A 23,231-nucleotide genomic window follows, 5' to 3' on the forward strand; every position below is an offset into this window, starting at 1 on the left:
GCAGGTGGTTCCTGCGTGCCGGGTGGACGGACCATCGACAGGTCCGCCCACCCGCCGCTTGTGGATCAGCTTTGGTTGCCGCTGGGGACATCCGTGGGGAAGTCAGGACCTGCCCCGGTCAGTTGCTGCACCTGGCTCTCGTTCAGGGCGCCCTGGAAGGCCCAGACGTCGTCGATGACGCCGGGAAAGTACTGCCCGAAGGCGTCACCCACCTTGGCGCGGCCGACCTGCAGGGTGCCGCCTGCCTTGAACGCGAGGACGTTGTCGGCCCAGGCGATCAGGTCCTGGCAGGAGGCGTCATCCGCGTCACCGTTCCCGTCGGCGTCGGCGCAGGCGACCTCCTGCAGCGTGCCGTTGACATACAGGCTGGCTTCCTTGGCGAAGCCGTCATAGACCAGGGCCAGGTGGTTCCAGTCCGTTGCGCTGTAAAACGTGGTACTCGCGACGCTGTCGGTGGCCGCACCGACAGCGTCGCTGGAACGGATGTCCACGCTGTAGCTGCCCATCCCGTCGGTGTTCGCGACATCCGGGGTGAAGTGCAGGTCAAAGGCGCTGGTGTGAGTTCCGTCGGCGGAGACGACAGTCGTGTTCTGGGTGGGGAGAGCCGCGGCTTGCGCCCAGGCCGTGACGGTGAAGCTGGTGGAGGTGTCCAGTGGCTGGCTGTTGGCGGTGGCGTAGTCGGCCACGCCATCAAGCTGCAGGCCGTTGAGGTCGATCTGGCCCGAGCCCTGCTGGGCCTGGCCGCCCAGGGTCATCGTGTTGGCGTTGTCGGAGGAGTCCGGGCTGGTGGCCGGGGTTCCGGTGGTGACGGTTTCGAAGTTCCAGCGGGCCTTGACCAGCGGGCGCTGGCGGAACATCTGCGCGACCTCTTCGGCGGAGACGGGCCGGTCCATGATCCGGACGTCGTCGATGGTGCCGGGGAAGTAGGAGCCCATGGCTCCGCTGTAGTTGGACGCACCGATGTACATCGACTGGTTCGCGTAGAAGGCCCCCGACAGCGTCGTCGAGCCGGCCTTGGCCCCGTTCACGTACAGGGTGAGGGTGTTGGCGACGACGTCGTGCACACCTACCAGGTGCACCCACTCACCCGTCCGGGCGGTGGTTCCGTTCGGCTGCATCGCGCGGACGGGAGTGCCGTTCGTGCTGTCGCTGGAGTACTGGTTGAACACCCACCGGTCGTAGGCGGCCGAGTAGTACAGCTCGAAGCCGGGGGCGACCTGGCCGGCCTGGGCGGTGATCACTGCGGCGCTGGTCGGCTTCGTGTCGAGCTTGGCCCAGGCCGAGACGGTGAAGCTGCGCTCGGTGTTGACGTGCGGGCCGCTGGTCTGGCCGATCTTCGCGTAACCGTTGGTGCCGTTGAACTTGGCGGCCTTGCCCGCGATGCCTGCCACGCCGGTGGTGACGGTGCCGTTGTACTTGGCGGGCAGAACGCCGCCGTGTCCGCTCAGCACGGTTTCATCGGCCGCGTCGTCCATGTCGAAGATGGCGATGGCCGGACGGCCGGGGTCGCCCACGCTCTGCTTGACCTTGAGCTTGTCGACCTCGTCCTGCGCGAGCGGCTTGTCGAAGATCTGCAGATCATCGATGGTGCCGGGAAAGAGGGCGCTTGGAGTGCCGGTGAAGTTCTTGCCGCCCACCAGCAGGCCGCGCCGCGCGGTCCACGGCGTGTCGTAGGGCACCGTCTGGACCAGCACGCCGTCCACGAACAGCTGCAACTGTTGGGTCGAGGCACTGTTCGTGTAGGAGCCAACGAGGTGGGTCCAGGTACCGGCCTGCACCTGGCTGGTGTCACCCTGGGCGGCACGCGCCAGACCGGCCGAGGCGCTATCGGACCTGTACTGGTTGAACGACCAGCCGTACGTTGTGGAGTAGTACAGCTCCATACCGGGTGCGTTGTTGCCCGGAATCAGGGCGACGTCCGCGGTCGCGGTCGGAATCGTATCGAGCTTCACCCACGCCGAGACGGCGAAGCCTCTGCTGGTGTCGACGGGCGAGAGGTCGGTGGAGGCGTAGGCGTCGGTGCCGTTGAAATGCACCGCCGTACCATCCGCCCCTGCCACACCCGGAGTCGCGCCGCCGTGCAGGGCCAGCGCGCGCTCCGGTGTGGAGCCCTTGGCCTCGCTCGCGCCGGCGCCCTCGTCCAGCTGCCACGTCGCACGGGCCGGCTGGCCCGCCTTCACCCGGAACTGGTAGGTCCGGATCTCACTGCCGTTGCCGACCGAGTCGAATGCCTGGGCCGTCACGAAGTTCACGCCGGGCTTGGACGGCAGCACCTTCGCGATCTCAGCGGCCCCGCCCGACGTCGTGATCTTGTTCTTGGACGACGGGTCCGTGTTGATGCCGTACCAGTATGTGGTCACATCCGTGCTGGCCGAGTCGATCGTGAACGACCCGTACTGCCCCACCCCGTCGTACCACGGGTCCTGCGGGTCCTCCGGGTCGGAGGCCGGGTACTCATTCGAAGACACGGTCGGCGCCTTGGGCACGGCCGTGTCGTAGATGAAGTAGCAGGCTTGCGCGTCACCAGCGTACGACCACGGTGAGTACTGCCCGCCGTCATAGACGCGGGCGTACCAGTTGACTGTCTTGTTGGTCGGGATCGACGAGGGCAGGCTGATCGTGAAGTCGGAACCCGACTTCTTGGCACTGGTCCTGGCCGGGCTCCACGTACCCCCGTCCCAGTGCGCCTGGAACTGCACCGAGACGCTGTCGCCGTCCGGGTCCGTCACATTGTTCGCTGTGATCTTGCCGAGGGTGCGTACCCGAGCAGGCTTCGAGGCGGGTTTGCAGGTGCCGCCGTACTCCATCGTCAGCTGCGAGGACTTCAGCCGTGACGGAGGCCGGTTGTACTTCACCCGCAGGAACGCCTCGTCCGAGAACCGCTTCCACCCGTAGCCGTCACTCTCGCTGCCCGCCCGCAGACCGAACGTCATGGCGGAGTCGTGCGCGTTCGCCGCCGCCTGCACGGCCGACTTCACACTGAACTCGGCATCCTTGGCACTGCAACCCGAGAAGCCGTACGCGAACGAATCCGAGGCCAGCTTCTTGACCCAGAACCCGGACGCGTTCTGTGAGTTCCACGTCGTCGACGACGAGATACCCTTCGTCTCCCACAGCTCCACCGAGCGCGCCGAGCACGACGCTGACCAGGTGTTACGCACCACGAACTCTGCCGACAGGATCGACTTACCCGCAAACCTGGAAACGGGTATACGGTAGAAAAGCCTCTTGGTGTCATGGGGCTGGCAATACGCCCAATTGCAGTAGCCCATGCCGGCGTCCGATTCGCCGTTGAACTTCCACTGCGGCGACGACGCCCAGTACTTCGACGCCATCGTCCACGCCGACGCACGCGGCGAATACCACTGCGGATCGATGAACACTGGATAAGCGGTGTTCTCTCCCTTGAGCACATCAGTGTCCGGGGTCAGCACCAACTCATCGTCCGGGGTGACCTCCACACCGACCGGCGCCAACTGCCCCGACTCGGCCGCGCCCGGCTCCTCGCGCCCGCCGCTGGCACCGTCGTCGTCACCGGTCGCACTCAGGGGCTGCGCCAACGTCGCTCTATTAGATGGCCGTCGCCATGTCTTTGAGTGTCGGTGACGTCGTTTCCTGCGGGGCGAGTTGCAGGGGTCTCGGCTTCGCCCGCGGCTTGCGTGGTCGTCGTTCTTCGGGGAAGAGCGAGAGGCTGATCGTGTGGGTGACCTTGGTGGTGGCGGGCTCGTCCGGTTTGAGGGTGCGGTATCCGGTGGTGCTGCGTTTGGTGGCGCGGGGTGCGGCACGTCCGGGGCGGGGACGGACGGCCTCGCGGGTCAGGTCGGCCTGGATGTCACGGATCCTGGCGGCCAGTTGCCGAGGGGGGAAAGTCCGCGCCGACGGAACGTCGGGCGGCGGCGAGGGTGTTCTTGAAGCTGATGTGCGAGACGGGGAGGTTCGCGTGGTGGGCGGCGTCCACGGCCAGGTCGTGTACGGCCTGGTAGACGCAGAGCATGGCCCACAGTTCCTGCTCGACCATGGCGGGACTGTTGGACCGGAGGGTCGCGGTGCGTCCTCCCCGCTGTTCGATCTTGATGTGCTTGAAGATCGTCTCGCTGGTCCAGCGGGCGGTGTACAGCTCTGCCAGCTCTGCGGCGGGTGCCGCCTCGGGGTCCAGGAGCGTGGTGATCAGGCAGAACAGCTCCGAGGTCTCCTCACTGTCGCCGTCCGCGCCGATCGTGGTGGTGACCACGGTGTACTCCACGGCGCGCACGGTGATCCGGGCGCCGCGCGGCCCGTTCAGGCGGGTGAGGAAGGTGCCGTCGGCCAGAACCTCATGCGGCCGCAGGGTGAAGGAATCCGAGACCCGCCACAGGAGTTCGGCCCCGGTGACCGCGGCTGCCCGCCACAGCTCATAGGCTGGAAAGCCCCGGTCGGCCATCAACAGGATGCCTTCCCGCAGGTGCACCAGGAGGCGGGCGGCCAAGGTGCGCTCGCCGACGGCGAAGGAGTCGAAGACCGCACCGATCAACGCCTTCGTGCCGCACTCCACCAGCGCGAGGAGCCTCACCTGCGGGTACGGTCCAGGCCGATTTCCGTTGGAGGCACGGGTGTAGGCGGCAGCGTTCGCCTCGCTGTCAGGAACGTCCAGCAGTGTGCCGTCCATGGAGGTCAGCCGCAGCCCGCGCCAGAAAGCCCCCGGCGTGGCCGCAGTGCCGGTGCAACCGGCGACCCGGTCGAAGAGCAGTCGCAGCGGCCCCGCACCCAGCCGGGCCCGCGCCGTTGTCAGAGACCCCGTGCGCGCCGGACGCCACACCTCCCGCGCCCGGCGCGGCCAGTGCTCCACCAACTCCCGCAGCACCAGGCCGTATCCGTCACCGCTGAACAGCCACATCGTCAGGACGAAATACACCATCAGCCGGGCCGGCAACGACCGGGTCCGCTCCTCGCGCGCCCCCGCCTCATCGACCACGAAGTCGACCAGCTCGGGCGTGAACGTACGCGACAGCACCCCCATCCGGACCCGCTCCGGGTACGTCTCACCAACTATGTGATCTCTCGGCACAAGACCGAGACTCTACGCGATCATGAACTAAGCGAGCGACGTTGGGGGCTGCGCTGTCTGCGCATCGCCCTCACTGGAGTCCCACATCAGCGGCTGCGGCGCCTCGAAAACGGTGCCACCCGCACCACTGTCAACCGCGCGCAAACCGCCCTGGCTTGTCTCCTCGACATCCAGGCCTTCGGTACCGAGCTTGAGCCGCAGCTCAGCCAGCTCCTCGCTCTGCGCCGCCTCGGCCGTCTTGACCACCAACAGCTGCGAGAAGCCGTCCTCCTGCGCCGTCATCCGCAGATCCACGCCCGGCAGCACCGACGGATAGGTAGCCACCGCGCCGTCCAATACCGGTGCCGGCAGCGACGCCGGCCAGGTCAGGCTCGCCGCACGGCCTGCTCGCTCCATACGCACCAGCGGCTCCTCGGCCCCGCCACCGGAGAACGCCAACTTCACCGTGGTCGCGGCCGGGGCGATCGTGCCGTCACCCTGTCGCGCCAGCGTGGTGTCGACGTGCTCCCAGCCCTCGCCCGACCGAGTCCAGACCGGACGCAGGTACTCCCGCGTCTCCAGATTCCCGTCCGCCGTGGCGAAGACCTCCCGCGCCTCACCCCGTTGGGCAAGCACCTCCACCGGCTTGCCCGACTTCTTCGCCTGAGCCAGCGCCTCGGTCTCCGATGCCACTCCGGCCGGAGTGGCACCGCTGTCCGGAGCCGTGTCACCAGACGCGGCAGCTGCCGGAGCAGACGCCGCCATCGACAGGCCCGGCAACACCCCAGCCCCCAGCGCAACCGTTAGAGCCACCCCCAACCAACGCTGCTTTCTGTGATGCCTTCTTCGCATACTCTTCCCGCCCCACTCACAACGTGCCTTTGTTTGCGGTGTGAACTTAAGTGATCTTTAGGAAGGCTGGCCAGTCGCTATCAGGGCAGAAATTTCGCCGTATGCGCGAATCCGTCAGGAAGCTCCATCTGTGATTTTCGTTGCATGATGAAAAGGTTTACCTTCGAGTGTGTTTCTGGTCACATGCTCGACTGCCGGCCGTGAGGTTAGGGGTATCCGCGAGCGCCCGCACTCGCCAGGAAGTGCTTGACCACACCCGCTGTTCTTGGAGTGATCCGGCTCGAATCCACGTGGTTGCGGAACATTCGGGTCCACCTGCATCTATCGGTCTTTCCAGGGCGATCTTCATGCCAGTCCGGCGCCGGTCGGGCCCGGCAATCTGCCGGCCGTCAAGGGAAATGGCTTATTGCCGCGACGGAGGATGGGGAGTCATTTGGCGAAGATGATGCCCCTGGCTGACAAACCGGGCGAACAAACCCTGCGGATGGGCATCAGCGACGTCGTAGCCATCACCTTCGTCATCCGAGAGGCCACAGGCCAACAGGCCGGTCACCCGATAGCCCTGGGCGAGATCGAGTACTACAAACGGACGTGAAACGTCCCTGTCGTCGCGGGAGTCAAGCCAGGCCGCACATCGGAGCACGGCCGGTGGCGGTGGGCTGAGGCAGGCGTAAGGCCGCAATCTTCATGTACCGAATTTCGTACAAGAGTGGTACTGTTTTAAGTACGTTCTAGGAGCCTGGCGACATGCGCAGGAGGAGCTCATGACCATCAACGCAAGCGAAGCGCGGAAGGACTTCTTCGGTCTGATCCGTCGCGTCACCGAAGACCACGCGCCCGAGCGGGTCACGTCGAAGGCGGGCACCGTCGTGATCATGTCCGAGGAGGACTACAACGCCTGGGAGGAGACGATGTACCTGATGCGCTCCCCCCGCAACGCCGCCCGCCTCATGCGCTCCATCGAGCAGATGGACGCCGGCCGCGGCACCGTACGAGACCTGATCGACACGGAGGACGAGTGAAGACGTCGTTCTCGGACGACGGGTGGGAGGACTACACCCACTGGGCGGACACCGACCGCAAGACGCTCCGCAGGGTCAACGACTTCATCAAGGAGGTCAAGCGGACCCCTTTCGAGGGCAGGGGTAAGCCCGAGGCGCTGAAAGGGAACCTGTCCGGCTGGTGGTCCCGCCGCATCACGCAGGAACACCGGCTGGTCTACCGCGTCACCGACTCCGGCGGCCTGGAGATCATCCAGGCCCGCGACCACTACTGACCGACCCGGGCAGGAAGAGGCTCGGCAAGCGCACCGAGAACCGCCCCAGGCTTGTCCCTGGTCCGGTGGACGGTGTTCTCGATGATCCCGTCGCCTCAGCCGGGCCGGGGTGGGGGCACAGCGTTCCGGTGGCGCGCGACATCGGCGCGGCTCAGGCGGCTTTGTCGTGCGGGGCGAGGCTGATGGTCAGGTCGGCGCCGAGAGCCTGAGCCAGGCGGCGCAGGAGGGGAAGCGTGGGCACGGTCCCGCCGCCTTCGAAGCGGGAGATCTGCGGCTGCTTCATCCCGCACCGCTCGGCCAGCTCGGCCTGGGACAGCCCGAGCTCGATGCGCCGGTCGTGGACGAGCTGTCCGAGCTCACGGGCGAGAGTGGAAGGCGGGTCCTGCATGGTGCCTCCCCGCATCAGGCCGCTGGCGCGACGATGGTGACGGTGGGCTCGTCTCCACCGGCGAGGTGCACATCCACCGTGAGGTCCAGCGCGCGGGCCAGGCGCATGATGACCGCCATGGGCGGCAGCTCGGTGGCCGTCTCGATGCCTTCGATGTCATCGACGTCGACGTGCATACGCTCGGCGAGAGCGGCCTCGCTCAGGCCCAGCTGCTTGCGCCGGTTGTAGACGGCCTTGCCCAACGTCATGGCGAGGCCGGCCTCCTCGTAGACCCGGTCGTACTCGGGGTCGGCGTCCAGGTGCTCGCCCAGCAGCCGGCGGTGGCGACGGGTCCTCCATTCGCTGTGGTTCATCGGTTCTCCTTGAGGTTGCGGCTGTATAGGTCGTGCTCGGCGGCGGCTTCATGCTCTGCCTCGCACAATCGCTGTGCGGCGTGGGCGCGGTCCACTTCGGCCTGCTCGCGCATCTTGGTCTTGCGGAACACGGTGAGCAGCACGACACGTCGGCCGGGCGCCAGCCAGTAGGTGATCCGCTGATGGGCATCGCCGAGGCGGAAGCGCAGCTCGCGAAGCTTGCCGCCCAGATGGCGGGAGTGCGGTTCGTCGAGCGTGGTGGGCTGCTCGGCGAGGAGATCGGCAATGCGTTCGGCCTGCTTGTAGTGATGGGCGGGAATGTTCTCCAGCCAGAGCCGTACCTCCGACTCGATCTCGATCGAGTAGCGCCCGCCGTCCATAACGTCGATGATATATCGCGCCGGGTACGAGTGCAGCCGCGCTGCCGGGGGTCCGTATCGTTGGCGCGACGGTTGCTCGCATGTTCGGGGGTTGGGTGCGCGTCGCAGAGCACGCCGCGTGGGGCCGGGGTTTTCCGGTGAAGTACCTCCTGGTTCAGGAGGACGAAGACGGCGTGGAACAGCTCTGGGGGAGGTGCGCGGGGGTCGAAGGGCTCTTCGCCGACCCGGTCCCGCCGCCGCGAGAGGTCTTCACCCTCCGCGGGTGTCGCCCCGACGGCCTTCTGAGCGAGGTATTGGCCGAGCCCGGTGTCTCGCTACGGGGTCCGGGCGACGTGTGTGTCGAGGTCTGGGACGGCGAGCAGCCCGTGCAGTGGTGGACTCTTGTCGATGCGGTCGTGCTGGCCTGCCAGCCCCACCCGGCCGATCCGGAACGGTACGACATCGTGCTCGGCGCCGGCGTCAGGAACGAGGAGGGCTTCTTCGAGCCACCCGCGAGGCCGCGCTTCGAACTGTTCGCGGGAACAGCGAGTGCGGGCCGGTGCTCCGGCGTGGACGGCCTGTTCAGGGCGAGAGTGGACCCGGCCCCCGTTCCGATGGAGCTGATCGGCTGCGAGCCTGCGGAGCCCCTGCTCGCGGCGCTGCGACGACCCCGTCGATCGGAGCGGGACTGGGCAGACCTCCTGGTCCTGGACCGTCATGGTGCCGTGATGGCCTCCCGCCCCGTGGGCCTGGCCATCACCGGAGCGCGACCGTCCGTGCTCGGCGGCGCTCTCGTCGACATCACCCTCACCGACGGCGGTGACGACCGGCCGTCCCCGGCGGTCCGCCCGGTCTGGGCGGAGTGGTACCAGGGCCCGCCTGCCCACCCCAACCTGTGGGCGCCGTACGACTCGCGGGGCAGGGACGCGTGGCTGGACCTCACCACCCGTGCCTGGCGGATGCCCGCGCCCCGGCCGGACCGGTCCGGCGGTGAGCACCACCTCGACGGCCGGTTCGTCACGGACGCCGCCGGACTGCACTGCGCGATCGCCGAGGCCCTGCTCGGACCCGGCCGCTACTTCGGCCGGGAGTGGAACTCGTTCAAGGACTGCCTGCACGGAGGATTCGGAGTAACCCCTCCCTTCACCCTGACCTGGCACAACTCCGAAATCGCGCGCCGAGCCCTGGCGAACGTCGTGGATGATCCGAAGGACGGACGTTCCTACTTCGAGGACATCGTGCGACTCCTCGAACAACGCGGCGCCACGGTCAACCTCCGGTAAGCCGCAGGCGCCCGAACGCGCGCGGCGCGCGAGCTGACCGGCGTCCGGCGGCGGCCACCGTCATGCCCGCCATCGACCCGAACAACCGAGACGGCTCGACGAAGAAACCGATGGACTGTCACGAGAGATCAAGGCCAGTCCTCGATGACTCGGCGGGCCGGTGATAGGAACGGATCCAAGCGACTGTGCAGCTTGCCCCTGGCCATCACTCGAACGTGGAATTTTCCCTGGCATTGCGCACTTTTAGTGCGACCTGGGCTCATTCTTCTGGCAAGCGACCGCTCTCGTCTAGTATCGCCCGGCCACGCTAAACCCAAGAGCTCTCAGGCCCAAGCTGAAAAGTCCTCCAGCGTGATCTCCGCGACGGCTGTGTCCGTAACGGCCTCGATATTCGGAATGTAGGGGCGAACACCGGGAAGCGGGGTGCAGAAGGTGACGTTCGAGGTGGGAAGGGCCTCTTCAGTATCAGCGAAGGAGAGGGATACATATGCCTTCACCTGAGTGTCACCGAAATGCTCATGTGCCTTCCGGAGGCAGGCGCACACATATGCCATGCACCGCCGGGTGAGGAGGGGAGTGCGTTCGTCTGGTGCGGCAGGGAGGTCATAGTCGGTCATCCCCCTCCCGTTGATCGTTGCTTCCTCAGCGAGTCGGTCGGCATAGGTATTGGATGTCTCCGGACGGAGGTCGGTCAGCACCCTCCCCCCAGACGGAGTGACGGACCAACCGCGTTCAGCGACCTCGCGGAACATCGGAGGAATTTCCTCATCCGTCAGGTCGGAGACCTCCGTCGTCCGTAGGATCTCCCGCATCCTGGGATTGCTTCGCATACCTATCCCTCGCCGAGTGCGGCGAGCCCCTTTCTGATCCCTGCGATGAAGCCCGGACTGCTTCCGACAGCCTTCTCGATGCTGCGTGGAAGCCCTTCGAACTTTCCTGTCTCGAAGTCGTACTGGTGCTTCGCACCCTTGTTGCTCTGATCCTGGAAGTGGAGCTGCCCCGCTCGCCCGCCAGGGTCTGGGTTCTCCACGTCGATCCGGTACGGCCCATGGTTCCACGAGGTCTTGCTGTGATTTGTGTGCTGTTGGCCCCGATCATCCCCTTGGCGTCTGGGTCCTTGACACCGTAGAGCTCGCGATTCGCCTCGATTCGGCTCTCGACGACGTCAGGGTGGTAAGGGTCTTTCTTGAAGTCTGGGGAGGAGGTGTAGCCCTCACGAAGCGGTTCGCAGGGCAGCCACGAGTTGGACGCTCCTGCGCAACGACGAAGCTCCTGGTAGACGGTGTCACGACCAAGATCCACCGTGCTGCCAGGAGCTTCGCGTGCTTGTCTCCGTCGTCGATCGACCTGTCCAGTCGCGCCCTGCGATATCTGGCCGGACATCTCACCTCCCGGCGGCAGGAGATCGGCACGCGGTGGCGACGACTGGCACCAGGGCGCCAGGCTCTGCTCGCCCTCGCCCACCTGTGGTGTGGTGACACCTACGCCCAGCTTGCCGCTGGATTCGGCATCGGGATCGCGACCGCCTTCCGGTACATACGCGAGGCCGTCGACGTACTGGCCGCCCTCGCCCCATCCCCGGCCGAGGCGATGAAGAGGATCCAGATGAAACACAAACGCCACGGCATGAACGTCCAGGTCCCCACCGACCCGTTCGGACACCTGCTTCGGGCCTCACCGGCTCTGCCCGGCTCGACTCACGACCTGACCGCCGCACGCCACCATGGGATCACCAAAGCCCTCGCTGAGGCGGACCTCAAATGCTGGGCGGACAAGGCGTACCAGGGAACCGGCGGGCCTGTCCGGGTGCCCTTTCGTGGCCGCCGCCTCAAGCGATGGAAGCGTCGTCACAACACCACCCACGCCACAATCCGCTGCCCCGGCGAACGCGCCATGGCCACCCTCAAGGGCTGGCGCCTCCTCCGGAAGCTCCGCTGCAGCACGAACCGGATCACGGACGTGGTGAAGGCGGTCGTCGTCCTTCACCACGTTTCGACGTGAGGTTGGAAAAGGCTCACTGTGCCGTGCTCAGGGCCGGTGAGCTTCGAGAGTGCTGCCGTTGCGCGCCGGGCAAATTTGGCGCGGCGGAGATCGGAAATGCTGGGCTGTGATGCCTTACGTCGATTCGGGCTCCGAGCTTGGGAATCAATGCGGTCCATGAACGGCTAAAGCGGCTATTACCTGCATGTTTGGCTGAAACGGTCGGGGTGAGGAGTTCCTCTTGGATATCGGCAATGGAGAAGAAGACAGGTGTCTTCACCCGAATGGCACCGAAACCGGGCTCAACGTGCCGGTCCTGCCTCCGCCGACCACACCGTGGATTTCTGGAGGGTGGGGCCGTCGACCCGAACCGCGCCGGCCACGTACGCGGCCCAGAGGAATTCCTGACAGCCGAAGAAGGATTCTCCCCAGCTGTCCACCCAGATGTGGATGCGGGACGGTCCGACTGGTGTGGCGTCCCACCACTCCCAGCCCCGGGAGTCCTCCTCGGGGTCGAAGCGGTACAGCCAGTCCTGCGTTTCCCACGGCCGGCCGCCCCTCGTGTGCGCCAGGTATTCCTCGCGGCCGGCCCTGGCGAACTGCGGGACGCGCTCCTCGTGACCGGAGCCAACAGCGGCGAACCAGGCCGGAACGTCGTTGACTGCCAGGCTTTCCTGCTCGAAATCCGCAGTGGCCCCCAAGTGGACGGCAGGCGAAAGGACCGAACGCAGACGCTGCTCGTACTCTGCGGCGTCGCCGGAGACATCGACGGCGAAGAGAGAGAGGACAGGCGGCGCGGATCCGGCATCCGGGCGAACCTGAAGTCGCTGGAACTCTGCCGCCAGGCTGTCGCTGTTGTGCATCATTTCAGGATGTTCACCCTTCTCGAACCACGCGCCCGGATCCGGGGATAATAGCATCCCTCAGGCCGTCGAGCATTTTATCGGGAATCCCGTAGAGGTGTGGACCCTTTGTTGGGTCCGAAATCTCGGGATATTCTTTGAGGAGCGCCTTCCATTCCTGTCGGGTGAACGCTGAGCCGTCGGGGTGATCGGCCTTGTTTTGTGGAAGTGCATTCTCGTGAATGAAATCCCGATAGGACTTCGGGATCTCGTACGAAACAATCTGCCCGCTGTCGGAGCGAAACTCTATGGTGTGTTTCATGTCGCCGCTCATATTAAGGTATAGCTTGCCGTGGCCGGTGATCGTCACCTCTCCGTTCTCACCGATATGAATGCGCTGGCTCAGTGGATGGTCCGTCTGCTTGCGGTAGACCGTCACCGTTGAATCCGGGCAATCGACGGGGGCGAGCCCGAGGGGGTCGGAGGCCGTGTGCGGGTTGTTGACGTAGGTCGCGGGATTCGGGGCGGGTGCGAGCCCGAGGGGGTCCGGTGTCAGATAACGGGCGGTCTCGGGGTCGTAATAGCGGAAATAGTTGTAGTGCAGACCCGTTTCCGGATCGAAGTACTGACCCGGGAAGCGTAACGGTGTATACGCGGTGGAGGTGCGTGACCAAGTGGTGGTCCCCCACAGCGTGGTGCGGGTGTGCCAAGCAATACGGCCGGACTCGTCGACGAGTTCGGTCGGCGTACCGACGAGATCGGTGACGATGGCGAAGAAGCGCTGGCCGACTTCCTCTTGAGAGGCGTCGGATGCAGTGATGCGTTCGGTCTGCGCCAACGGGCGCATCCCGAGGTGGTCCCAGGTGAGAATGACCGGGTTCGGGAGGTCGGTGGAGGTGGTGGTCTCTTCGCAGAGAGTGCTGCCGTCCCACGTGAAGCTCACCTGCTCGGCCAGAGTGACACCGTCTGCAGCGATTCGCTGCTTCGAGGTTCGGCGGCCGAGCGGATCGTAGAGGTAGCGCCATCGGGAGCCGTCCGGGGTGGTGACGGCGGTAAGGCGGTCCTCGGCGTCCCAGGTGAAGCTCCAGGTGTCGGGCTTGCGGGAGAGCCTGGTCTTCTGGCGCAGGATGATGCGGCCGGCGGCGTCGTGCTCGTAACGGACGTTACCCGCGCGGGTTATGCGGGTCCCCGCGTACGTGCGCGGGCCGATTGCCTCCTGACCAGGCATGGACGCGGGCCACGAGGCCGCCGTCTGATTGCCCGCCTCGTCGTAGGCATACGTTTCAGTCCAGTTGGTCGCATGGACCGCGGTGACGCGACCGGCCGGGTCGAGATCGAATCGCCGGGACCCGGAGAGTGCGTCATCGACACCGGTCAGTATTCCGTCGGAGCGATAACTGTACGTACGGTGACTGAGGCTGCGCCCGCCGGACGAGGTCTCCTGTCCGGCGACGCGTCCGGCAGTGTCCCACTCGGTCGTGAACGTGAGCATCTCGCCGAACGTACGGGTCAGTTCACGGCCGTTGGCGTCGCGGTCGAAGGTCACATCCTGTCCGCCACTGGTCTGCCGTACGAGGTTCCCGGCTATGTCGTAGGTGTAGTCGGTGACCTGCCCGGTGGGGGTCATCCGGCGGGTGCGGCGACCCAAGGCGTCGTAGGCGTACGTGGTGGCCCGTCCGTCGACCAGCTCCGTCTTGATCCGCCCGACACGGTCGTACTGATAGCTGATTTCCCCGTCCGGACCGGACGCGTGCAGCAGTTGGCCGCCGGAGGTGTACGCGTAGGTGGTGGTCCGGCCGGACGCGACCTTGCGGGTTACCCGGCCACCGATGTCGCGTTCGTAGTGGATGGTCTCGCCCGTCGGCGTGATGCGGCGGATCACTTGGCCGACGGGGTCGAGCCCGTAGCGGAGCGTGCGTCCGTCGAAGTCGGTCTCGGCGATCACCAGGCCCGCGGAATCGTACTCGTAACTCCAGGTCAGTCCCTGAGGGTTGGTTACCCGTGTCAGGCGCAGCTCGGCGTCGTGGCCGAATGTGTAACGACACCCGTCCGGGCCGGTTCGCGCCGTGAGAAGGTCGAAGTGGGTGTACTCGTAGTGACTGGTGCGGCCCGAGAGGTCGCTGTGGGTGAGGCAGTTGCCCTCGCCGTCCCAGGTCCAGGATTCGGTGGCGCCGTTGGGCGCGGTCCGTCGGGCGAGTAGACCGTCGGCGTTCCACTCGTAGCCGGTGACCGCTCCCAGGGCGTCCGTCACGCGCAGAAGGCGCCCGCAGACGTCACGCTGGTAGCCGGTGGTGCCGCCGAGCGGGTCGGTCATTTCCAATGGCAGGCCGGCCGGGTCGCAGCGCAAGGTCGTCACCTCGCCGGCGGCGTCGATAACGGTGTGGAGGCGGCCGTGGGCATCGTAGGTATAGCGCGTGGTCTGCCCCCCAGGGTCGGTGAGGGAGGTTCGGTTACCGCGGTCGTCGAATGTCTGCTGCCATCGGGTACCGCCGGGAGCGATGATTTCCGTCGCCTGACCCAAGGAGTCGCGCTCGGCGCGGATGGTGCTTCCGTCGGGGCGGGTAAGGGTGGAGAGCCGGCCATCCTCGTCGTAGGAGAAGAGAGTTGTCCGCCCGAGCGCGTCCGTGCGGCTGAGCCGGTTTCCTTGAGTGTCGTAGGTGAAGCGGGTGGTGTGGCCGAGCGGGTCGGTGGTCGCGAGGACACGGCTGCCCAGGCCGATGACGTGGCGGGTGGTGTGTCCCTCGGCGGTAGTCAGGGTGGTGGTGCGGTGGCCCGTCGCCGGGTCGGGTTCGCCGTAGTCGAGGGTGACGTGGAAATGCCCGGCCGCGCCGCCCTCCGAGGTCACCCGATGCCGTTCGTCGTACGTGTAGGCGTAGCCGCAACCGTTGGAGTCGACCCAGCCGGTCACCCTGCGGTGGTTGTCATACGTGAGGGTGAGGGTGGCGCCGGAGGGTTTTGTGACCTCGGTGAGATTGCCATCCGTGTAGCCGTAGGCCATGACGGGGCGGGCCGGTCGGCCGTCTGCCCCGTCGTCCGGCCCGGTGAGCGTCAGAGCTGTGACACGGCGGTCGGTCGTCGTCAGGGACAGGTGGTAGCCGGCGGAGTGGACGAGTGCGAGGGGTGTGCCGTCGTCGGTGCGGTCGAAGGTGATGGTGTTGTTGTTGCGGTCGGCGATCTCGCCGAGCCAGGCGGTGCCGTCTTCGCCGGGGCTGGTTCCGCGAGGGGCGTCGAAGTGGCGGGTGAGGCCGGTGTCGGGGTCGGTGAGCCGGTAGTCGCCGGACGCCTCGCGTTCCAGGACGCTGCGTGAGGTGCCGGTTTCGGGCCGGGTGGCCAGTCCTGGGGCGGGGTGGGGGTAGGGGATGAGGCGGCCGTCGTCGGTGACGTGGATGACGCCGTTGGCGTCGATTTCCAGGTGTTCGTCGACGGTGGAGGACCAGGAGGGGCCGAAGAAGCGGCCTGCGGTGTAGCCGGACTCGACGCGGCGGGTGAAGGCGAGCGGCAGCACGCCGGGCAGGACCACATCGGTCTGGGGCAGGAACATGCGGCCGGAGGCGAGGTCGACCGGGTCGGTGCCCTTGGTGGTGCGTTCCTCGGGGGTGCGGTTGTGGGTGCCTTCGGGGGCGTCGTCGACGAGGCGGCGGGCCTTGTTCGCGTCCTGGGCGAGGTCGGCGAGTTCCTTCGCGGTCCTGGCTCCCTTGACCGCGGCGCCTCCGCCGCCGGTGGCGGCGGTGAGGACGAGGTCGGGGACGAGGCGGCCGAGCCCTTCGGCCGGGTCCTTCATGAACTCGGTGACCATCTGCCTGCCCGTGCCCCAGGGGTCGTTGGCGACCTGGACGAGCCCGGCGGCGGTGTTGCTCAGCGCGAGACCGTACTCGGCGGGGTGCGTGATGTTGTACGGGTCCATCGGGTTGACGGTGCGCACGAAGTTGAGGAGCCCGGCCGTGCCCTTGGCGACCCCGCCGACGAAGTGGGTGTTCATCAACTGAGTCTCGGCGAGCCAGTCGGCGACCTGGTCGGCGTACTTCGGCTTCGCCGACGCGGCGTCCCGTGCGGCGGCCACCGCGGTGCGGGCGGTCTCCGCCGCGGTGTTGCGCTGCGTACGGGCCTCCGCGAGGAGCTGCTGCGCCTCCTCCATGCGCGCCTTGCCCGGGTCGGTGAACTCACCGGGCCGGGGCGGCAGCGTGGACGGGTCGCGTTTGTCGGCGGGCAGGGCGTTGTACGTGTCGACGGCCTTGTTGAAGGTGTCGCACCTCTCTTTGTGGGCGTCCATCGCCTCTTCGGAGGCCTTGGTGCCCGCCTTCCACTTGTCGATCGCCAACTGGGCCTGGCCCTGGGCCCATTCGACCGTACCGGCGAACGACTCCAGCGCGCCCGCGGCCTTCTCGAAGGCGTCGGCGGCCTTGAACCACTGGGGCGGCTCCACGGACACCGACTCCCGGAACGCGTCCGCCGTCTGCCCCTTGAGCTCGGAGGCGTCCAGCCCCTTGAGCCCGTCGCCGACCTTGTCGAGCGAGCTCCGCAGGTTCTTCAGGTGCGTGGCGGTCGAGCGGATCTCGGACGGGCTGCCATAGACCAGCTTCTTCTTGTCCTCCGTCTGACCGAGGTCCATCTCCTCGGCCTCGGCGCCCATCCGGTTCGCCACCGAGCGCGACTGTTCGCGCACCCAGTCGGCGCCGGAGTCCCAGCCCACGTCCTCCAGCCGGTCGGCCGTCCAGTCCCCGGCGTCCTCGACCCGGTCACCCACCCACTTCTTACCGCCGTCGACGGCATCCTCGATGAAGTCCGGTGTCAGATCGCCGACAAGATCCCCGAGCCCCATGGATCAGTTCCCCCCGTCGTCAGGCCGCTGCTGCCGGGCCCGCTCCTCGGCGGAAGGGCCGAACGCTTCGTCCACGTCCCGGTCGAAGGTCTCCTGGTCGCGGCCGAGCAGGCTGTTCATCACGTCGTTGTGCAGGCCCCCGACGCCCTCGGTCATCACCGCCCGACCGGTGTCATTCCAGGTCTGCCCGGCCTCGTCCCCGGCCCGCTCGAACGACTCCACGCTGTAGTCCGGGCTCAGGTAGTCCGGGGTAAGCACCTCGCCCCACCCCTGGTTGACGATGTCGTCATCGGACGCGTTCGGATTGCCCACACCCGCGTTGACCACGATCTTCAACGTGCCCTCGATGTACCGCTCCTCCTCCCACAGCACCCCCGCCGACAGACCCAGCTTCGCAGCGATGGCGTTGGCGTCCTGGACCAGCGCCCGCACCCCCCACTCCCACCGCTCACAGAAGTCCCCGAAGGTCACCGACAACCCGTAATGCCCGGCCTCCATACCGGTCATCGACAGCCCCGACACGCCCTTGCCCAGCGCCGCCCCCGTACCGGAACCGATCTCCTCCAGCTCGTCCACCGTCGCGCGCAGCCCACTGGTGATCTTCTGGACACTCCCTGGATCAACGTGCAGATCCCCCGTACCGCCACCGCTCACAGCCCACGCCCCATGCCTTCACTCGGCGCCACCACGGTGCCTTCCTGGCCGACGGCAACGGCGTCCGGCACGATCCCCGCCACAGGCGGGAAGAACATCGACCCCTCGGGATCAGCGATGTTCACCGCGATCCCGGCCGGCACCCCCATCGCCGGTACGACCTCGTCCAGCAGCCGCGCTCCCCGCAACTCCGCGAACTCCCACGACCGCCCAGCCGCCTCAGCGCCATCAACGGAACCCCGCCCCTGCGCGAACCGAGCCAGTGCCGTCTCGTCCGTGAACCCGCACACCCAGCGCACCCCGCCGAACTCCGCAGTCCACAACCCGCCGTCAACCAGCGGCACCAACACCAGAGCCCGCCGGAACTCCCCCAGCAACGCCCGCGGATCACCCACCCCGGCCCGCTGATCGGCAATCCGATCCGCCAGCGTTGACCCCTCAGCCATGGCCCCCCGTTCGCATTCGCTATCGACCTCGAACACCGTAGGACACCACGCCCGCCACCATCAGCGGTTCCACGACCCTGACTGCTTTCGACCGGTGAGGCGTACGGGGCGGCGGCATGGGAGCGAGCGCAACCGCGCGAAAGGAGGGTCGAGCAAGCGAAAATCCCGCGGTCAACCACCAAGGTCTTCATTAGCCTTGATCTTCTGTGACGGGCCGTCGGTTCCTTCGGCGGGTTGTTTTGGCTGTTCGGGTCGGTGGCGGGCATATGGAGGGCCCGTCTGTCCGCCGGGTGGGTGCCGGGTTCCACGGGTCCGGTCGGGCGGTGGTGACGATCTGGGCGGCGGCGGAGGGAAAGCGGACCCGGAGATGGCGGGGCTCCTGCCTGCGGATTTCGCTGGTCAAAGCGAGCATCGGCATCCAGGCCGGCAGGTCCAGGGCGAGCTGGACGATCTCCGGCCAGACTTGGTTCTCAGCGGTGTCATGCAGGGGCGGGTTGCGCAAGCCGGTATCCTGCGCGGTCCGGATGCGGGTTCGGCCCGTGCCCGCTGGCGGTGCCGCAACTCCAGTGTCGCTATCGGCATGCCGGTGGTGTTGGTGGCGAAGCGGGTCAGCCGCAGTCCGTCGGCGCTGGTGATCTGCAACTGGGCGACAGGAACGGGCCGTACCTTCCATGCGATCAGCCGCGTGCCCTTCGGGCAGTCGCCGGGCGGTTCGGCGGCCCAGGGTCCGTCCCGGATCTTTCCGCCGGGCTTCATGGTGTGGTGCTGCATCTTGGGCAGTGGTACGAGCGCAGCGCGTCGGCCGAGATGGCCCGTGCGCTGGACGGGGATGTCGAGTCCGCGCAGTTCCATTTCGATGCGGCGCATCAGGAGGCTCTTGCCGGTGGAGTGGGCTCCCATCAGGCCTACGCGGACGCGTTTGTTCGGGGTTGTCGTCACCACAGCGTGGGCTCCTGTTCTGGTTCGGGGGCGCCGGGAAGGCCCGGCGGGACGGCGGCGACCACGAGCTGTTCCCAGCTGTCGTAGCGGTCGGCCATGACGATCAGGAGCTGAGCGGTCGCGTAGGCGTCGAAGGTCGCGCGGTGACGCTGTCCGGGCGCCTCGCTCAGGTCCGGCGCCGCGTGCTTGAGCAAGGCGTCGAGGCTGTACCTGGGCAAGACCGGGTAGGTGGCCTTGGCCAGCCGGAGCGTGTCGATGACTCCGGCCGGCTGCCACTGCGGCAGGTGTGCGGAGAGTACGCGGTAGTCGACGTGGGCGTGGTGGGCGACGATCCACGCGGTGCCGAGCAGTCCGTGGACCGCGCCCTTGATCTCATCCCAGCCCGGCTTGTCCGCGAGGACCTGGTTGGTGAGGCCGTGCACACGGGCGGCGAACGACGTGACGGGCCGCTTCGGCCTGGTCAGCCACGCACCGGCGGTGCCCGTGTCGGGCCGCCCGTCGCGTACGGGGAGCGCGGCCACCTCGACCAAGTCGGGCGGATGGCCGCCATTGCCCTCGACGTCGACAACGAACAGCGCGGGCCAGGAGGAGAAGTCCATGGGGGTTGATGTTCCGCCCCCAATCGTCCAGCCGCCGCCCGGCACGCCGCGGCGAGCGGGTGTGAACGGCTACTCGCCGGCTACTAGTTGGGCGGTCACTACGCCGTGCAGTAGTTCGGCGTCCACGAAGTCGCCTTCCTCCGGGGGGCCGCAGCGCCAGCTCAACGGGTAGGTGTTGCCCTCGGCTGCCGGGATTCCGACGTACTGGTCCCATGCCGCCGGTCCGAAGCACTTGGCGCCCGGGGGCCAGTCGAAGTCCTGGCTGGTGCCGGGCTCCAGCAGGAAGTAGGTCCACCGCGCCCCGGAGATCTCCCGTACGACCGGCCCCGGATCACCGTCCGTGAGGGTCATCAGGTGGTGCACGGTCGCCTCGCCCCGTACGCCCCGCATCCGGATGGCGTCGAAGTGGATGCCGGTCAGGTGGAGTTGATGCCCCGAGGAGGGAACCCATTCGGGGAGTTTCTTCTGCTTCATGGCTATGAGCATTCCGCCATATGCGTAGCGTGACCAGAAGGACGCGATCCACATCAAGGCGATGTGGGGAAGGGGTGGTGAGCTGTGGGGTCGAGCGAAGAGGTGAGTCACGGGCGGAGGCTCGTAGGCGAGTTGATGCGCATTCACCGGGTGCGGGCGAGGTTCACGCAGAAGGCGGCCTCCGAGAAGCTGCTCGTCTCGGAATCGCTGCTGGGCGCGGTGGAGCGCGCGGAACGCATCCCGTCGCTGGAACTGCTGACGGACTCCGAAGTGCTGTACCAGGCGAACGGGGCGTTGAAGGCGTGCTGCGACTTGGTGGACGAGGAGAAGTACGCCCCCAAGTTCCTGAACTGGGCCAAGCTGGAGCGGACGGCTCGGGTCATCAGCGCCTACGAGACGATGCTGATTCCGGGGCTGCTGCAGACGGAGGCGTACGCCCTCGCGCTGTACCGCGCACGCGTCCCGGCGTACACGGAAGCCGAGATCATCCAGCACGTTGAAGCGCGATTGGAACGGCAGGCCGTGCTGGATCGCACGCCGCCGCCGCGCGTGGGCTTCGTCATCGAGGAATCGGTGCTCGACCGAACACTGGGCGGCCCGGAGGTGCTCAAGGAGCAACTGCGGCATCTGCTGGACTGCATTGAGCGGTACAACCACCTGACGGTTCAGGTGATGCCGTCCTCACAGCACACGCACGCGGGGTTGAACGGCCCGATGCAGCTGATGACCACGGCGGAAGGCCGCGCTCTGCTGTTCGCGGAGGGGCAGGGCGGCGATAGGTTGATCTCGAAGCCGGAACAGGTGGGCGACATGATCGACCTCTTCGGCATCCTGCGGGCTCAGGCGCTCAATCCTTGGAAGTCCGTAGAGGTCATCGAGACGAAGGTGAGACAACTGTGAGCCACGTGTCCGGGCTGGCCTGGTTCAAGTCCAGTTACAGCGGCAACGAGGGCGAAGCCTGCATCGAAGTCGCCTACGACTGGCACAAGTCCAGTTACAGCAACAACGAGGGAGGGGCCTGCGTAGAGGTCGCCACCTGCCCCCACACCGTCCACGTCCGGGACTCCAAGGTCACCGACGGTCCGACCTTCGCCGTCGCCCCGGATGCCTGGGTCGCGTTCCTGGGTCACGCGACGGCGGGCTGACCGCCGAAGGCGGTGATGCGCCCCGCACAAAGATGGCTCTGGAGAACGGCTAGGCCGCTCTCCAGACAGCCTGTGCCTTCGGCTACACCACTGTGGCAGCGGCGATGAGTTCTCGCAGCCTTCCGCCGCTTCGTCCGCCGGCGAAGGGCTTCGCCTCGTCATGGAGCTCCACGAGGCGGTCGGCCACACGGCGGGATTCGATGACGCCGAAGAGGTCGAGCGCGCGCTCGGTTTCCAGCAGTGCGCCGTCGAGTTCTTCGGCCACGAGATAGGTGCGGGCCAGGCCGAGATGGTCGAAGGCTTTGCTGCGTACGCGGTGCTCGGGCCGGTTGTCGAGCGCGTGACTGATCAGCGAGACGGACTTCTCGGCGCGCCTTGCGCGATGCGCGGCAGTGCTGTGCTTGGCAGCGATCTGGTGCGCTACTCCGATGGTGGCGGACAGCTCCGCGGTGTCGAAGAACGTCATGTGCGCGGGTTCGGCGCCGGGCGTTACGCGAGTGAACGCCTCTTGGGCGTGGTCGGCTGCCCGCTCGCTCTCGTCGACGTTGCCCAAGATGGCGTGGAAGCGGGCTTCGAGGGCGGCGAGCATCGAAACAGTAGCGGGCGACATGCGGCGGCGGGCGCCGAACCGGGCAAGCGCGATCAGATCGAGTGCGTCCTCGTAGCGTTCCAGGTGGGACATCTGCCGGGCCATGCATTGCAGGATGTGAGCACCCAGGGCCTTGTCTCCGCCTTCGGAGGCGGCGTGCAGGGCGGTGACGAACAGCCGTTGTGCGGCGGCGTGGCGGCCGGCGTCGAAGGTCATCCATCCGGCCACGGACCCGAGGTCGGCGACGGCGGAGAAGAGGGCCTGGCCGGTCGCTGTGGTGTAGGAGCACGAGTTCAGCATGGCGACGGCGTCGTCCAGCTGTCCGAGGACGGCTTTGCGGGAGAGGGCTCCGCCGTGGCGATTGTCCAGGTCGCGGAAGGTAGCCGTGGCGGCTCGGATGCCTTCGACCTGAGCGGCTCCAATGTGCCCTGAGCGTCTGGCCCCCACTTCGGTTCTGTCGCCGGTGGGGGTGGCCGAGACCCAGTGCTGGAGGGGCGCGAGCAGGTCGTCGCCGGCGTGTACGCCTTGAGCGTCGGAGCCGGTGCGGGTTGTCGGCAGCATGAATTCGCTCCGGGTGATGTCCGCCAGGGCGTCGATGGTGCTGGGGGCCTTCCACGGGAAATCCGGATGGCGGCGGGCGCCTTCGGCATCTCGGGGGCCGGGGAAGCCGAGGTCTGCGCAGGTGAGACGCAGGCCGAGGCGGGCGTTGATGACGTCCGTGATGAGCTGCGGTACAGGTGGCCGGGGTGTCTCGCCATTGAGCCAGCGGCGTACGCGGCTTTCGTCCGTGCCGATGCCCCGGTGTCCGAGGGCGACGGCACGGTCGGTGACGGCGCGCGCCAGTCCTACGCGGGACATGCCGGTGCGGGTGAACCAGTGAGCCAATAGCGCGTTGGGTCGCCGGCCGGTCGGGGGCCTTGCCATGGACGCCTCCGGGTGCTGAATCCGACCAGCGTAGAAGCTGAGTGGGCGGCACGGAGCAAGGCTGAGCAATTCGCCGGAATTCGCCGAGATCGCCACCGTTGCGCGCCGGGCCCTTCGCCGTTCTTCGCCACCGTTCGCCGAGTCCCGGTCATCGGTGATCAGTGGTGATCTGTTCATGGCCGCAGTGAACAGGCGCTACGGCAAGACGTACTGCCGGGCATGCAAGCGGCAGATCTGCCTGTGAAGACTCCGCCCCCTGCCGGGGCGGGTCCTGCACGACACCGTA

23 protein-coding genes and 1 pseudogene are annotated in these 23,231 nt (G+C 67.1%); 7 read left to right on the forward strand and 17 right to left on the reverse strand.

The genetic code is table 11. The annotated features are described in order from the left end of the window. Positions 1 to 65: 65 nt before the first annotated feature. The 3 genes from DNK56_RS21115 to DNK56_RS21125 all read right to left on the reverse strand — a co-directional run bounded on the left by DNK56_RS21115 (position 66) and on the right by DNK56_RS21125 (position 5,716). The gene (locus DNK56_RS21115) at positions 66 to 3,560 is read right to left on the reverse strand and encodes a LamG-like jellyroll fold domain-containing protein (protein WP_241990039.1); all 3,495 of its coding nucleotides are present in this window, start codon (positions 3,558 to 3,560) and stop codon (positions 66 to 68) included. A 272-nt stretch (positions 3,561 to 3,832) separates the two neighbouring features. Then, entirely contained in the window at positions 3,833 to 4,996 is a 1,164-nt protein-coding gene (locus tag DNK56_RS21120) for an IS4 family transposase (RefSeq protein ID WP_111329449.1), read from the reverse strand. Between the two features lie 75 nt (positions 4,997 to 5,071). Next, positions 5,072 to 5,716, reverse strand: coding sequence for a hypothetical protein (locus tag DNK56_RS21125; protein WP_199563662.1), 645 nt, complete (start codon positions 5,714 to 5,716; stop codon positions 5,072 to 5,074). Between the two features lie 601 nt (positions 5,717 to 6,317). On the opposite strand from DNK56_RS21125, the gene DNK56_RS21130 reads away from it, so the two are divergent. The 3 genes from DNK56_RS21130 to DNK56_RS21140 all read left to right on the forward strand — a co-directional run bounded on the left by DNK56_RS21130 (position 6,318) and on the right by DNK56_RS21140 (position 7,151). Beyond that, a complete protein-coding gene (locus tag DNK56_RS21130) occupies positions 6,318 to 6,470 on the forward strand; it encodes a hypothetical protein (RefSeq protein WP_241990040.1) in 153 nt (50 codons plus the stop codon). Between the two features lie 169 nt (positions 6,471 to 6,639). Further along, a complete protein-coding gene (locus DNK56_RS21135; protein ID WP_111337069.1) occupies positions 6,640 to 6,897 on the forward strand; it encodes a type II toxin-antitoxin system Phd/YefM family antitoxin in 258 nt (85 codons plus the stop codon). After that, entirely contained in the window at positions 6,894 to 7,151 is a 258-nt protein-coding gene (locus DNK56_RS21140) for a Txe/YoeB family addiction module toxin (RefSeq protein ID WP_111337071.1), read from the forward strand. The genes DNK56_RS21135 and DNK56_RS21140 overlap by 4 nt, the downstream gene beginning before the upstream one ends. A 151-nt stretch (positions 7,152 to 7,302) precedes the next feature. Here the strand turns inward: DNK56_RS21140 and DNK56_RS21145 are convergent, their stop codons facing one another. From DNK56_RS21145 to DNK56_RS21155, 3 genes are read right to left on the reverse strand one after another with little or no spacing between them, the layout of a single operon-like run. After that, positions 7,303 to 7,554 (reverse strand): helix-turn-helix domain-containing protein, encoded by a 252-nt coding sequence (locus DNK56_RS21145; protein WP_241990041.1) that lies wholly within the window; start codon positions 7,552 to 7,554, stop codon positions 7,303 to 7,305. Beyond that, positions 7,554 to 7,892 (reverse strand): helix-turn-helix domain-containing protein, encoded by a 339-nt coding sequence (locus DNK56_RS21150; protein ID WP_111337075.1) that lies wholly within the window; start codon positions 7,890 to 7,892, stop codon positions 7,554 to 7,556. The genes DNK56_RS21145 and DNK56_RS21150 overlap by 1 nt, the downstream gene beginning before the upstream one ends. Continuing rightward, positions 7,889 to 8,272, reverse strand: coding sequence for a type II toxin-antitoxin system RelE/ParE family toxin (locus DNK56_RS21155; protein WP_111337077.1), 384 nt, complete (start codon positions 8,270 to 8,272; stop codon positions 7,889 to 7,891). Before DNK56_RS21155 ends, DNK56_RS21150 begins: the two co-directional genes overlap by 4 nt. 173 nt (positions 8,273 to 8,445) lie before the next feature. Here DNK56_RS21155 and DNK56_RS21160 point away from each other — a divergent pair, with 173 nt between their 5' ends. Continuing rightward, positions 8,446 to 9,534, forward strand: coding sequence for a barstar family protein (locus tag DNK56_RS21160; RefSeq protein WP_241990042.1), 1,089 nt, complete (start codon positions 8,446 to 8,448; stop codon positions 9,532 to 9,534). A gap of 128 nt (positions 9,535 to 9,662) precedes the next feature. On the opposite strand, the gene DNK56_RS36500 is transcribed toward DNK56_RS21160, so the two are convergent. From DNK56_RS36500 to DNK56_RS34765, 3 genes are read right to left on the reverse strand one after another with little or no spacing between them, the layout of a single operon-like run. Then, the gene (locus tag DNK56_RS36500) at positions 9,663 to 9,797 is read right to left on the reverse strand and encodes an Imm7 family immunity protein (RefSeq protein ID WP_199563661.1); all 135 of its coding nucleotides are present in this window, start codon (positions 9,795 to 9,797) and stop codon (positions 9,663 to 9,665) included. Between the two features lie 60 nt (positions 9,798 to 9,857). Beyond that, positions 9,858 to 10,346 (reverse strand): hypothetical protein, encoded by a 489-nt coding sequence (locus DNK56_RS21170; RefSeq protein ID WP_111337079.1) that lies wholly within the window; start codon positions 10,344 to 10,346, stop codon positions 9,858 to 9,860. 20 nt (positions 10,347 to 10,366) lie between these two features. Beyond that, positions 10,367 to 10,564: a hypothetical protein gene (locus tag DNK56_RS34765; protein WP_146610446.1), complete on the reverse strand. Its 198-nt coding sequence runs from the start codon at positions 10,562 to 10,564 to the stop codon at positions 10,367 to 10,369. A gap of 296 nt (positions 10,565 to 10,860) precedes the next feature. Between DNK56_RS34765 and DNK56_RS21175 the strand changes: the two genes are divergently transcribed. Continuing rightward, entirely contained in the window at positions 10,861 to 11,535 is a 675-nt protein-coding gene (locus DNK56_RS21175) for a transposase family protein (protein ID WP_111337081.1), read from the forward strand. Between the two features lie 281 nt (positions 11,536 to 11,816). On the opposite strand, the gene DNK56_RS21180 is transcribed toward DNK56_RS21175, so the two are convergent. From DNK56_RS21180 to DNK56_RS21210, 7 genes and pseudogenes are all read right to left on the reverse strand, one after another. Then, positions 11,817 to 12,380, reverse strand: a complete 564-nt coding sequence (locus tag DNK56_RS21180; protein WP_111337083.1) for a hypothetical protein — start codon at positions 12,378 to 12,380, stop codon at positions 11,817 to 11,819. Between the two features lie 10 nt (positions 12,381 to 12,390). Continuing rightward, positions 12,391 to 17,175 carry a putative T7SS-secreted protein gene (locus DNK56_RS21185; protein ID WP_111337085.1) on the reverse strand — a complete coding sequence of 1,595 codons (4,785 nt, stop codon included), beginning with the start codon at positions 17,173 to 17,175 and terminating at the stop codon, positions 12,391 to 12,393. 3 nt (positions 17,176 to 17,178) lie between these two features. After that, a complete protein-coding gene (locus DNK56_RS21190; protein WP_111337087.1) occupies positions 17,179 to 17,829 on the reverse strand; it encodes a hypothetical protein in 651 nt (216 codons plus the stop codon). Further along, complete coding sequence (locus tag DNK56_RS21195; protein ID WP_111339442.1) at positions 17,826 to 18,275, reverse strand: hypothetical protein; 450 nt, start codon at positions 18,273 to 18,275, stop codon at positions 17,826 to 17,828. The genes DNK56_RS21190 and DNK56_RS21195 overlap by 4 nt, the downstream gene beginning before the upstream one ends. Positions 18,276 to 18,465: 190 nt before the next feature. Further along, positions 18,466 to 19,031, reverse strand: a pseudogene (locus tag DNK56_RS21200) (transposase); the annotation flags it as partial. A gap of 179 nt (positions 19,032 to 19,210) precedes the next feature. Then, the gene (locus DNK56_RS21205) at positions 19,211 to 19,813 is read right to left on the reverse strand and encodes a 3'-5' exonuclease (RefSeq protein WP_111337089.1); all 603 of its coding nucleotides are present in this window, start codon (positions 19,811 to 19,813) and stop codon (positions 19,211 to 19,213) included. Positions 19,814 to 19,882: 69 nt separating this feature from the next. Then, entirely contained in the window at positions 19,883 to 20,287 is a 405-nt protein-coding gene (locus DNK56_RS21210) for a hypothetical protein (protein ID WP_111337091.1), read from the reverse strand. 135 nt (positions 20,288 to 20,422) lie between these two features. On the opposite strand from DNK56_RS21210, the gene DNK56_RS21215 reads away from it, so the two are divergent. Further along, positions 20,423 to 21,187: a DUF5753 domain-containing protein gene (locus DNK56_RS21215; protein ID WP_111339444.1), complete on the forward strand. Its 765-nt coding sequence runs from the start codon at positions 20,423 to 20,425 to the stop codon at positions 21,185 to 21,187. Next, positions 21,184 to 21,432, forward strand: coding sequence for a DUF397 domain-containing protein (locus tag DNK56_RS21220; protein WP_446750408.1), 249 nt, complete (start codon positions 21,184 to 21,186; stop codon positions 21,430 to 21,432). Before DNK56_RS21215 ends, DNK56_RS21220 begins: the two co-directional genes overlap by 4 nt. A gap of 82 nt (positions 21,433 to 21,514) precedes the next feature. Here the strand turns inward: DNK56_RS21220 and DNK56_RS21225 are convergent, their stop codons facing one another. Beyond that, positions 21,515 to 23,122: a transcriptional regulator gene (locus DNK56_RS21225; protein WP_241990043.1), complete on the reverse strand. Its 1,608-nt coding sequence runs from the start codon at positions 23,120 to 23,122 to the stop codon at positions 21,515 to 21,517. Between the last annotated feature and the right edge of the window lie 109 nt (positions 23,123 to 23,231).

Origin of the sequence: Streptomyces sp. AC1-42W (genome assembly GCF_003248355.1) — a bacterium.
Classification (GTDB): Bacteria; Actinomycetota; Actinomycetes; order Streptomycetales; family Streptomycetaceae; genus Streptomyces.